Here is a 12,268-nt window from a genome sequence, read left to right as displayed (position 1 = left end):
GATTCCATGGCCGACGTGTCCCGCGTGCGGCGCCAACTGCCCACCAGCCCCTGGCTGTTCGCCGCCCCCGGGCTGCTGATCGTCGGCGCCTTCGTGCTGTACCCCTTCGCCTCCACCGTGATCAACTCCTTCACGGACCGGCGCACCCTGATCCCGGGCCACTTCGTGGGCTTCGCCAACTTCCGCGAGCTGTGGCACGACGACATGTTCTGGACCGGCCTGCGCAACAGCACCCTGTACATCGTCGGGGTGGTGCCCGCACTCGTCGTACTCCCGCTGCTGCTGGCCCTGCTGGTGCAGAAGAACATCCCCGGCATCACCTTCTTCCGGTCCGCGTTCTACACCCCGGTCGTCGCGTCGATCGTCGTCGTCGGGCTGATCTGGGTGTGGCTCCTTGACGAACGCGGCCTGGTCAACTCGCTGTTGGAGACGATCGGCGTCGGCAAGGTCGGGTTCCTCAGCGACCAGTGGCTGCTTCTGCTGAGCGCGATGGCCGTCACGGTCTGGAAGGGCCTCGGCTACTACATGATCATTTATCTGGCCGCGCTCGCCAGTGTGCCGCGTGAACTGCACGAGGCCGCGTCGGTGGACGGCGCGGGCGCGGTGCGCCGCTTCTTCACGGTGACCGTGCCCGCCGTCCGCTCCACGATGGTGCTGGTGGGCGCGCTGTCCTCGGTCGCCGCCTTCAAGGTGTTCTCCGAGGTCTATCTGATGGCGGGCCCCAGCGGCGGACCGGCCGGCGAGGACACCACCCTCGTGATGCTCGTCCAGCGCACCGGTACCGGACTCACCGGCCGTGTCGGCTACGCCTCCGCGCTCTCGGTCGTCGTCTTCGTCGTCACCGTCGCCCTGATGCTGCTCGTGCTGCGGGCCGACCGGAAGGAGGACTCTTGAGCGTCATCGAGCGCGCAAGGCCCGTTCAGGAGACGGCAGTTCGCGAACCCCGCATCACCGACGAGCACGGCCGCCGCATCCGCGTCTGGGAACTCGTCCTGCGCTACGCCCTGTTGCTGATCGTCCTCGCCATCACCGTCGGCCCCTTCGTGTGGCAGCTCTCCACCTCGCTCAAGGGCCCGACCGAGGACATCTACAGCTCGCCCCCGACCTTCCTCCCCGAACACCCCACGCTGCACAACTACAAGCGGGTCGCCGACACCATCCCCGTCTGGGACTACGCCTTCAACTCGCTGAAGGTCGCGGCCGGCAACGTCGTGACGAACTGCGTCGGTTCGGCCCTCGCGGGCTACGCGCTGGCCCGTCTGCGCTACCGGGGCCGCCGCGCCGCCACCCTCGTCTTCATCCTCGCGATGCTCGTGCCGGTGGAGGGCATCATCATCGCCCAGTTCACCACCATGCGGGAGCTGGGCCTCAACAACACCCTGATCGGCGTGGTCCTCCCCGGCTGCATCGGCGCGATGAACGTCCTGCTGATGCGCAACGCCTTCCTCAACCTGCCCTACGAGATCGAGGAAGCGGCCTTCGTCGACGGCGCCAACGTGTGGCAGCGGTTCCTGCGGATCGCGCTGCCGTCCGTGAAGGGCACCATCGCCGTCGTCGCGATCTTCGCCTTCATGGGCGCCTGGGACGACTTCCTGTGGCCGCTCATCGTGCTCAGCGACCCGTCCAAGTTCACGCTCACCATCGGCCTCAACTATCTGCACGGCACCTTCGCCAACGACGAACGCCTGGTCGCCGCCGGCACGGTCATCGCCGTGGCACCGCTGATCGCCCTCTTCGCCTGCCTCCAGCGGTACTTCTTCCGGGGCGTCGGCGAAGGCGCCGTCAAGGGCTGATGTTCCCCCGCATTCAGGTACGCACTACAGAACCAGGATCCCGATGTCTTCTGCCGTGCGCTTCGGCGTCAACTACACGCCCAGCCAAGGGTGGTTCCACCACTGGCTCGACTTCGACCTCGACTCCGTACGCGCCGACCTCGACTCGATCGCCGAGCTGGGCCTCGACCACATCCGCGTCTTCCCGCTCTGGCCGTACTTCCAGCCCAACCGGACCCTGATCCGGACGAAGGCCGTGGAACAGCTGGTCGAGCTCGTCGACGCGGCCGGTGAGCGCGGCCTCGACGTCAACGTGGACGGTCTGCAAGGGCACTTGAGCAGTTTCGACTACCTGCCCGCCTGGACCCGCACCTGGCACCGGCGCAACCTCTTCACCGACCCCGACGTCCTCGACGGCCAGGCCGCCTACCTGCGCACGCTCGCCGCCGCCCTCGCCGACCGCCCCCACTTCATCGGCATGACCCTCGGCAACGAGGTCAACCAGTTCTCGGCCGGCCCGCACCCGGACCCCGACCGGGCGACCGAGGAGCAGATCGACGCCTGGCTGACGCGGATGCTCGCCGCCTGCGCGGACGGCGCGCCCGGCAAGCCGCATCTGCACGCCGAGTACGACGCGACCTGGTACCAGGACGACATGCCGTTCACCCCGGCCCAGGCCGCCCGGCACGGTGCCCTGACGGCCGTGCACTCCTGGGTCTTCAACGGCACCGCCCAACGCCACGGCCGGAGTTCGGTCCCCGCCGAGCACCACGCCGCCTATCTGATCGAGCTGAGCAAGGCGTGGGCCGAGGAACCGCACCGGCCCGTCTGGCTCCAGGAGGTCGGCGCGCCCCAGCCGCTCGTCCCCGCCGAGCACGCGGCCGACTTCGCCTCCGCGACCATCGCCAACGCCCTCGACTGCCCCGACCTCTGGGGCATCACCTGGTGGTGCTCGCACGACGTGTCCCGCGACCTCGCCGACTTCCCCGAACTCGAATACGGGCTCGGCCTGTTGACCAACGACCGGCGGGCCAAGGACATCGCCCTGGTGCTCGCCGAGGCGGCCCGAGAGCCCACGTACACGCCCGCCGTCCGCACCACGGCCCTCGTCGTGCCCGCCAACCCGTCGGTCCGCTCGGGCTGCGGTCCCGGCGGGCCGGTCTTCGACGCCTACTTCCGGCTCGTCGCCGACGGCGCCCGCCCGACGACCGTCCTCGACGTGCGCGCCGAGGACAAGGAACACCTCGCCGCACGCGGCATCACCGAGGTCGTCACTCCCGACCAGGTACTTCCCACCCCAGACCGAGGCACCGGCGCGTGAACCCCGGACGTACCGTCCCGTCCGCCCGCAGCTGCCGCCGCGCCTTCTTCGCCGGCGGGCCGCAGGCCGAACAGGGCGAGCAGCGGGCGAGGTTCGAACCGCGCGCGACAGGGGAGCTCTACACAGCGTCGGCCCCCGTGACCGTCACGTACGCCTGGTAACACCCGCTTGGCACCATCCCTGCCCCCACCCGCAACCGAGCTACGGAGCACCCCGCATGCATGACGACCGCAGCCTGGTCGAAGCCCGCCTGAAGCGTGTCCTCGAAGAGCGCATCCGTCCCGCCCTCTATCCCGAGTCCGTGCCGCTGGAGGTGGCCGTCTGGCACGCGCCCGACGAGCCGGTGCCCGTGGCCGAGGGCCTCGCGGGCACACCCGAACCGATCGCCGTGGGTGCCCGGTGGGGTGCTCCGTGGGGCACCAGCTGGTTCCGTGTCACCGGGACCGTCCCCCAGGAGTGGGCCGGGAAGACCGTCGAGGCGCTGCTCGACCTCGGCTTCGACGAGAACATGCCCGGCTTCCAGTGCGAGGGCCTCGTCTACCGGCCCGACGGCACCCCCGTGAAGGGCCTCAACCCGCGCAACCAGTGGGTCAGGATCGGGTCGCCCGTCGCCGGTGGCGAGGAGGTGCGGCTGCACATCGAGGCCGCCTCCAACCCGGTGATCCTGGACTACCACCCCTTCCTGCCCACCCAGTTGGGCGACAAGGAGACCGCGGGCAGCGAGCCGCAGTACACGCTGACCCGGATGGACCTCGCCGTCCTCGACGAGAACGTGTGGAACCTCGTCCTCGACCTGGAGGTCCTCGGCGAGCTGATGGCCGAGCTGCCGGTGGACTCCGCGCGCCGCTGGGACCTGCTGCGGGCGATCGAGAAGGCGCTCGACGCCGTGGACCTCCAGGACGTCAACGGCACGGCGGAGCACGCCCGTTCACAGCTTGCGGCCGTCCTGGCCTCGCCCGCCGTCCCGTCCGCGCACCGCATCAGCGCCATCGGGCACGCGCACATCGACTCGGCGTGGCTGTGGCCGCTGCGCGAGACGGTCCGCAAGGTCGCGCGCACCACCTCCAACATGACGGCCCTCCTCGAGGACGAGCCCGACTTCATCTTCGCCATGTCGCAGGCCCAGCAGTGGGCCTGGGTCAAGGAGCACCGGCCCGAGGTGTGGGCGCGGATCAAGAAGGCGGTGGCGGACGGGCGGTTCGTGCCGGCCGGCGGCATGTGGGTCGAGTCGGACACCAACATGCCGGGCTCGGAGGCGATGGCCCGTCAGTTCGTGCACGGGAAGCGGTTCTTCCTCGACGAGTTCGGCATCGAGAACGAGGAGGCCTGGCTGCCCGACACCTTCGGCTTCGCCGCCGGACTTCCGCAGATCATCAAGGCCGCGGGCTCCAAATGGCTGCTGACGCAGAAGATCTCCTGGTCCCAGACGAACAAGTTCCCGCACCACACCTTCCGTTGGGAGGGCATCGACGGCACCCGGATCTTCACCCACTTCCCGCCCGTCGACACCTACAACTGCTCCATGCAGGGCCGCGAGATCGCCCACGCGGCACGCAACTTCAAGGACAAGGGGGCTGCCCGGCACTCCCTCGCGCCCACCGGCTGGGGCGACGGAGGCGGCGGCACCACCCGCGAGATGGTCGCCAAGGCGGCCCGACTGCACGACCTCGAGGGCTCGGCGGCCGTGGCCTGGGAGACCCCGAAGGAGTTCTTCGAGAAGGCCGAGGCCGAATACCCCGAACCCCCTGTCTGGGTCGGCGAGTTGTACCTCGAACTGCACCGCGCCACCCTCACCAGCCAGGCCAGGACCAAGCAGGGCAACCGCCGCAGCGAGCACCTTCTGCGCGAGGCGGAGCTGTGGGCGGCGACGGCTGCCGTGCGGGCCGGATTCCCTTACCCGTACGAGGACTTGGACCGGATCTGGAAGACGGTCCTGCTCCACCAGTTCCACGACATCCTGCCCGGCTCCTCCATCGCCTGGGTCCACCGCGAGGCCCGGAAGACGTACGAGCGGATCGCCTCGGAGCTGAATGCCATCATCGACGCGGCCCAGCGCGCCCTGGCAGGGGAGGGCACCACCCCCCTCCTCTTCAACTCCGCGCCGCACAGCCGCGAAGGCGTCCTCGCGGGCGGCGCCCGGACCCCGGACGTCCAGGGCGAGACGGCACTCGCGACCCGGGTCGGCGGCGGACACGTGCTGGAGAACGGCCTCCTGCGCGTCGAGATCGACGCCCGGGGCCTGGTCGTCTCCGCCTACGACATCGAGGCCGACCGCGAGACGATCGCCCCCGGCGGGGCCGCGAACCTGCTCCAACTCCACCCGGACTTCCCGAACATGTGGGATGCCTGGGACGTCGACGAGTTCTACCGCAACACCGTCACCGACCTCACCGACGCGGCGGAGGTCGTGGCCGAGGACGACAACTCCGTGCGGATCGTCCGGTCCTTCGGCGCGTCCCGGGTCACCCAGGTGCTGTCCCTCGCGCCCGGCGAGCGGCGGCTGCTCATCGACACCGAGGTGGACTGGCACGAGACGGAGAAGTTCCTGAAGCTCGCGTTCCCGCTGGACGTGCACGCCGAACGGTACGCGTCCGAGACCCAGTTCGGGCACTTCCACCGGCCCACGCACACCAACACCTCATGGGAATCGGCCAAGTTCGAGGCCTGCAACCACCGCTTCGTCCACCTGGAGGAACCCGGCTGGGGCGTCGCCGTCGTCAACGACTCGACGTACGGCCACGACGTGACCCGTACCGTCCGCAGCGAAGGCGACAACGGCACGACCACCACGGTCCGCGTCTCCCTCCTCCGCGCCCCGCGCTTCCCCGACCCCGAGACCGACCAGGGCGTCCACCGCTTCCGGCACGCGCTGGTGCCCGGCGCGGGCATCGGCGACGCGGTGCGCGAAGGGTGGCGGATCAACCTGCCGGAACGGCGGGTCGAGGGTGCCCAGGAGGTCGCGCCGCTGGTGAGCGTGGACCGGGACGCGGTCGTCGTCACGGCGGTGAAGCTGGCCGACGACGGAAGCGGTGACGTGGTCGTCCGCTTCCACGAGGCGCACGGAGGACGGGCCAAGGCCACCCTGACGGTGGGCTTCGCGTTCGACGCGGTGGAGGTCGTAGACCTGCTGGAGCGGCCGATGGACGACGCGGCCGCGCCCGAGTGGGACGGGGACCGTATCCAACTCGCCCTGCGGCCCTTCGAGTTGCGGACGCTCAGGCTGCGGCGGAGCTGACGCGGGCGGTACGGCGAGGGCCTGGCGCGCACACGGGCGGTGATGTTACCCGCACGGCCCGTGTGGCGCGGACAATCCGGCGGAATCGATGGTGGACGCCCTTTTGGGTGCGTATCGTCTCGACTCGCGCCAGGCACCGTCGGGGACCACGACCGCCGGGCCGGGGGAATGGCGCGGGGGAGACACCATGCGCCGGGGTCTTGTGTGCGCGGCGGTGGCCGGTTCGCTGGCGCTGGCCGCGTGCTCGCGAGGGGGTCACGTCCCGTCCGTGGAACCGCCGACAGGAAAACCCTCGGGCATGGCGACGACACCGGTGACGGGAACACCGACTGCGACCCCCACGGTGTTGATCTCCCGGACACCTCTGAACCTCACCTCCGCCCTCCTCGTCCCCGCCGACCTGGACGGCTTCTCCAAGTCCCTTGCCCCACCGGCCTCGGCGCCCGCGACCGACCCTGGTTCGACGGGGTGTGCGGCGATGGACCGCGCGAACGCGTACCAGAAGCAGCCTCTACAGCCTTCCGTGGACGCGAAGTTGCAGCGGTTCCAGCCCGTGTCGCTGGTGTACGAGGTACTCACTCGGCGCAGGATCGAGGACGCGCGGGAGGAAGTGGAGCTGGAGGCGGACGTCTTCCGGGACTGCCACCGGCTGGTGGCGGGTGAACTCACCGGTGACATGAGCCCGTTGGCGTTCCCGACGCTCGGCGAGCGCACGGTGGCCGGGCGGGTGGAGACGTCGGTCTACGGCCTCCGCCAGAACACCGACCTGGTCTATCTGCTGCATCCCAAGGGCATCGTGATCAGCCTCGCGATCATGACCTTCGGCGAGGCGGCCGACTCGGACGTCGCCCAGCACGTCGCCCAGGTCGCCTACGGCAAGGTGGACGACGCCGTCGCCGGGCGCTGAGCGCCGTCGGAGCGGCAGGGCGGGCCGGCGGGGAACGCCGTCCGCCACAGGCGCGCGGTCGTCGACGCGCCCCGGGCCGAACACACCTGCGCGGCGGCCAAGTCCGCGTCGGCGAACCACCGTTGGAGCCGTCCGTCGACGGTCACCGTCAGCAGATCCGGGTTCGCGGTGGACGCGGCTGCGATGGCCGTGACGCGGTCCTCGGTGTCGCCCACGGTGCCCTTTCCGGTCCAGATCCCCGGGTGCCGGGACTCCCACAGTCGTACGGCACCGTCGTCGCCGAGGGCCGCGAGGAGGTGGGAGCCGGGGCGGCTGCCCGACCCGAGCGTCAGGGCGAGGACATCGCCGGAGCCGGAGTCGTCGTCGGCACTGGAGCCGGTGCCGGTCTCCGCGTCGAGGCGGACGGTCGGCCGGGCGGCACCGGCGCTCAGGCTCCAGACCGTCACCGAGCCGCGCTCTCCCGCCCCCGCCACCACCGTCCCGTCCGCGCTCGCCGCCAGCGCGCGGCCGGTCTGAGAGCCGGTGCCCGCGAGCTTCAGGGCCAGGGCGGGCAGAGTCCAGTCCGTCAGGCTCCAGACGTCCACCGCGCCGTCGTCCGAGCCGATGGCCAGCCGATGCGTACCGCCCAGGAACGCCAGTCCCGTGACCGCGCCGGAATGGCCGTCGACGCCGGTCGGTTCGGGGATGTGCTCCGGGTCCGACAGGTTCCAGAGGTAGACCCGGCCGTGCGGTGTGCCCGCGGCCAGCAGAGTGCCGTCCCGGCTCAGGGCCAGGGAGACGACCGGCTCGGAAGCCCGCGTCACCAGCCGCGCGACCGGGGTGCCGGAGCGGGTGGGTCTCCAGAGCAGCACCGACCCGGAGTCGAACCCGCCGGCCAGCAGCGCACCGCCCCGGCCGCCGAAGGCGAGGGCGTTGAGCGCGCCCGGGCGGGCGGCGCCGTAGGAAAGGGGGCCGACGGGCCGTAGCGAGCGGTCCGGGCCCGGGGACCAGAGGGCGACGGGGCCGGTGCGGCCGCCGGCCGCGAGCAGGGCGCCGTCGGCGCGGACGGTGAGCGCGGTCAGGCCGCCCGGCTGGGTGCGGGCGACCGGATCCGGCAGGCGGTGGAGCGCGAGCCGGGGGCCGGAGGCGGTGGCGAGGGTGCGGCCGTCGGGGGAGACGGCGATCGTGGTGAGCGGGTCGGCGGTGCTCACGTGTGCGGTCAGCCGGTCGTCGCTCGTGCCGAAGACGCGTACGCCGGTGTCGCGGTAGGCGGCTGCCCACTCCCGGCCGTCGGCGGTGAAGGCGAGGCCGACCACCGGGCCCTTGCCCGAGAACGCCGAGCGGTGGGGGAGTGCGACCGAGGTTCTGCCGTCGGCGCCGATCCGCCAGCGCGACACCGTTCCGTTCTGGTGGCCGGCGAGCAGGAGCGTCCCGGCGGGGTTCACCGCCAGTGCGCTGACCGGGCTGTCGGCCGGGTGGAGCTTCAGCAGCGCGGGACGTGGGGTGGACGCGTCCAGGACGACGACGTTGCCGTTCTGGGCACCGACCGCCAGCCACCTGCCCCTGCCGCCATAGACGATGGGCGCGGAGTCCCCGGCGATGAGCGTGTGCGGCCAGGCGAAGGGCACGGAGGTGCCGTGGGCGGTGTCGAGGACCATGGTGAACCCGGGGTAGAGATTCAGGGCGAGTCGGCGGCCGTCCGGGCGGAACGCCAGGCCCATCACCGGGGCGTTGAGGACACTGGTGACCGCCTGCCCGGCGGGGTGTTCGGCGGTGGACGTGGGGCGCAGGGCCACGTGGGCCTGGACCATGCCCTCTTGGGTGGAACCGTCCTGTGTGGTGAGGGCAACTGCCTTGCCGTCGGGGCGGAACACGGCCAGGTTCGTGCCGCTCGTGCCCGACAACTGCGTCGGCGGACCGGCCGGCCCACCGCTGTCCACGGGCCACATCCGCACCCGACCGGCACCGGCGGCGAGCAGGCGGGTCCCCGTACGGTCGAAGGACAGCGAGGTGATGTCCGGGCCTTGCGCGGTGAGTTGGACCGAGGAGCGGGCCGAGGCGGTGGTCAGTACGGCGTCGCGTGTCCTGCCGGAGTGCTCGACCCGGTAGGCGGCGAGCGCGAGTTGGGCCGCCAGCGCGGAATCGGTGGCACGCGCCGACCCGGCGTCGTCGAGCAACGTCCGGACGGACCGCTCGCGTTGCCGCTGCCAGTCCGCCTGGAGCGCCTTGAAGCCGAAGCCGGCGCCCGAGGCGATCAGCACGGCGAGCACCACCAGCCCGGAGACCACCCGCCGGCGTACCCTGCGCCGCCGCTCGTACTTGGCGGACGCGGCGAGGAAGTCCTGAACGGTGCTGTTGACCCGCCCCTGTTGACGGTTCGCCCAGTCGCGGGTGCTCGTCAGCTCCGGGCCCAGCCACAGCAGTCGGTCGACCCGCTGCTCCTCCCAGTCGGCGGCGGTTCGCTCCAGCCGTAGCCGCAACAGCGGTTCGCCGTCGTGGAGTTGCTCCACCCACTGCTCCAGTGCGGCCCAGTTCATCAGCAGGGATCGGTGGACGAGCTGGACGTGGTGTTCGTCCTCGGTGACCAGGCGGTGCTGCTTCAGCAGATCGAGCACGGTCCGGAAGGTGCGCTGCCGGTCGGCCGGGAAGTACGAGCCGAGGACCTCCGTGCGGAGCCGCTTGACGGTCTGTTCCGTCTCGCCCGTCCAGTGCACGAGTTCGACCAGGATCTCCTTGGCCGTCCTGCGGTCCTCGTCGCTGGTCAGGCTCTCGTAGAAGGCGTCGGCGGCATGGGCGATGGAGTGGCCGAGACCTCCGGTGCGCGCGTAGTCCGGAGTGCGCAGCGTACGGCCGCGGTGCGCCTCCCAGGTGCCGCGCAGCGCGTGCGACAGCAGCGGCAGCACCCCGCTGTCGAAGTCGGCCCGTGCCTCCCGGTGCAGTGCCACGTCGGCCCGTAGCCGGGCGAGCAGTTCGGCGCTGATCACGTGCCCCGCGGCACGCGCCGGACCGGTGATCACCTCGTCCAGGTGGCGTGCGGCGAGCGGCCGTACGACGAACAGGCCGGCGCCCGGGGTCAGCGCCGACTCCAGGGACTCGTAGGGCAACAGCGAGCCGAGGTCACTGTGCTGCACGGACAGGACGACACTGGCCGGGGCATCTGTCGCAGAACCGTCGGGTGCCACGGAGACGGCGATCAGGCAGGCGACGAAGGCATCGCGTTCCGCCTTCCCGGCGGCTGTCCCGCTGTCGTCCCGGTACCGGAACATCTCCTCCACCTGGTCCACGACCAACAGGTGGTGGGCCGGGACGCGCTGTGCGTCGAGCCGTTCGGCCCGGTCCCGGAGCGCCTCGACGAGCGTGCGAGGGTCGGACGCCAACCGCCGGGCCAGGTTGTCCACTTGGGCGGGGTCGGCGTCGCGTGCCAGGACGGCCCGGGCCAGTGCCTGGAGGGGACGGTCCGTGGGAGTCAGGGTCAGCTGGTGCCAACTCCCGATCTCCGAAGCGACCTTGCCCAGCGCGAGCGCGGGCAGCAGTCCGGCCCGCAGGAGGGACGTCTTGCCGATTCCGGAGGCGCCGGTGATGAGCAACGGCCCCTGGCCGCGCCGGGCGACGACCCGTCGGACGAGGGTGTCGACCTCGGCCGTACGACCGAAGAAGCACTGGACGCCGGACGAGTCGAACGGTGCGAGGCCGGGATAGGGGCACTCGGGATGGCGGTGGTCGGCGGCCTCGCAGTCGCCGTCCGGGAGCGGATCGGTCGCTGTCCAGGCGGAGTTGGGGGCGAGGACGATGCGCTCGACCCGGTTGTGGGCGGACGACTGCGGGGTGGCCGCCGACTCGCCCTCGGGGCGGGGGCGGCGCGTGTGGTCGAGGAGGTGGCCGACGGTCAGCAGCGGATGCCCGTGAGGGGACCCGCTGTTGAGGAAGTCGATGAGGTCGCCGGTGAACGCGGTGTGGTCGGCGCCGCCGGGCGCGTGGGCCTGCTGGTCGTCGTCCGCCGAGGTCAGCAGCAGACTCGGCCGACCCGCCCGCCCGGCCAGTGAGTGCAGCCTGCTCCCTGCGAACTCCCCACTGCTGAGCGGCAGTCCGGAGAAACAGCAGTCCAGGACGACGATCAGGGGCGCGTCACCGACCGGCTCCAGCGCGCTCATCAACTCCTCGAACCTGAGCGCGGTGTTGCCGAGCGACGGACTGTCGTACGTCAGGCGTGCCGCGTCCCCGGTCACCAGGAGAAGGGAGTTGTCGCGGCGCCGGGGGGCCTGCACCCCGTGTCCCACGTAGTGGAGGAGCAGGCCGCCCGAGGCCTCCCGGGCGAGGCGTGCGACCGGTTCGAGGACGTCGTCGGGACGCTCGGGGTCCGTCAGCCGCAGGAGCCGGTCCGGGGCGAGACCGCACCGCTCGACCAGCAGGCGGGCCAGGGCGTCGGCGGAGCGGTGCACCGACGGGCGGTGCGGGAAGTCGGCGCTGCCGTCGGGCGGGGAGGCGGACACGACGACCGCGCGTGTCCCCTCGTAGCCCAGGAACAGCTGGCGTACGGGGTCGGACGGGGCGCCCATGCCCGGCTCACTCGGCGCTGTCCGGGGAGGTTGCCTCCGTGCTCGGCGGCGGGCCCGGTGGCGGTTGCAGGGCCGCCCGGACCATCCTGTCGACGGCGTCGTACTCCTTCGCCTGCTGCCGTTTCAGTTCGATCTCCACGCGACTGCCGTCCGGGCGGCGGACGTTGAGCCTGATGCACTCGGTGCGGGGCCGGAACTTGATCCAGGCCACGACCGCTCCGGCGAGGACGGTGAAGGCGCCGCCCGGTTCGAGCGCGGCGACGAGCGCGTCGGTCAGCGGGCCCAGACGGCCGGTGTCCGTCTCGTCCGTCGTGTGTCTGGTGACGCGTCCGCGGAGTTCCGGACGGTCCGTCAAGTACTCCCACAGGTCCCGGAGTTCGGTCGCCCGCAGGTTCGCGGACTCCTCACCCGTCACGGACAGGACCACTTCCACCGTGCCGTCCATCGCCGTCCCCCGTACGTGCCCTCGTCCCCCTGGCGAGACGGTCATGGTAGGGC

At 71.5% G+C, this 12,268-nt stretch carries 8 protein-coding genes; 6 read left to right on the top strand and 2 right to left on the bottom strand.

Features of this window, described 5'->3' with window-relative positions; genetic code table 11:
• Positions 1 to 6: 6 nt before the first annotated feature.
• The 6 genes from OHT77_RS06115 (at position 7) to OHT77_RS06090 (ending at position 7,235) form a co-directional block, all read left to right on the top strand.
• Positions 7 to 894: a carbohydrate ABC transporter permease gene (locus OHT77_RS06115; RefSeq protein ID WP_328826965.1), complete on the top strand. Its 888-nt coding sequence runs from the start codon at positions 7 to 9 to the stop codon at positions 892 to 894.
• Positions 891 to 1,793, top strand: a complete 903-nt coding sequence (locus tag OHT77_RS06110) for a carbohydrate ABC transporter permease (RefSeq protein ID WP_328826963.1) — start codon at positions 891 to 893, stop codon at positions 1,791 to 1,793. Before OHT77_RS06115 ends, OHT77_RS06110 begins: the two co-directional genes overlap by 4 nt.
• 43 nt (positions 1,794 to 1,836) lie before the next feature.
• Positions 1,837 to 3,093, top strand: a complete 1,257-nt coding sequence (locus OHT77_RS06105; RefSeq protein ID WP_328826962.1) for a glycoside hydrolase 5 family protein — start codon at positions 1,837 to 1,839, stop codon at positions 3,091 to 3,093.
• Positions 3,090 to 3,254, top strand: coding sequence for a hypothetical protein (locus OHT77_RS06100; protein WP_328826961.1), 165 nt, complete (start codon positions 3,090 to 3,092; stop codon positions 3,252 to 3,254). Before OHT77_RS06105 ends, OHT77_RS06100 begins: the two co-directional genes overlap by 4 nt.
• A 56-nt stretch (positions 3,255 to 3,310) precedes the next feature.
• Entirely contained in the window at positions 3,311 to 6,328 is a 3,018-nt protein-coding gene (locus OHT77_RS06095) for an alpha-mannosidase (protein WP_328826960.1), read from the top strand.
• Positions 6,329 to 6,626: 298 nt separating this feature from the next.
• Positions 6,627 to 7,235 (top strand): hypothetical protein, encoded by a 609-nt coding sequence (locus tag OHT77_RS06090; protein WP_328826959.1) that lies wholly within the window; start codon positions 6,627 to 6,629, stop codon positions 7,233 to 7,235.
• Here the strand turns inward: OHT77_RS06090 and OHT77_RS06085 are convergent.
• Positions 7,199 to 11,770 (bottom strand): nSTAND1 domain-containing NTPase, encoded by a 4,572-nt coding sequence (locus tag OHT77_RS06085; protein WP_328826958.1) that lies wholly within the window; start codon positions 11,768 to 11,770, stop codon positions 7,199 to 7,201. The two genes, OHT77_RS06090 and OHT77_RS06085, sit on opposite strands and share 37 nt — an antisense overlap.
• A gap of 7 nt (positions 11,771 to 11,777) precedes the next feature.
• Complete coding sequence (locus OHT77_RS06080; protein WP_328826957.1) at positions 11,778 to 12,215, bottom strand: effector-associated constant component EACC1; 438 nt, start codon at positions 12,213 to 12,215, stop codon at positions 11,778 to 11,780.
• Positions 12,216 to 12,268 lie beyond the last annotated feature (53 nt).

The organism is Streptomyces sp. NBC_00252, from assembly GCF_036187565.1.
Taxonomy (GTDB): domain Bacteria; phylum Actinomycetota; class Actinomycetes; order Streptomycetales; family Streptomycetaceae; genus Streptomyces.
The sequence above is the reverse complement of the archived record's forward strand: the minus strand, read 5'-3'. Positions and strand labels throughout refer to the sequence as shown.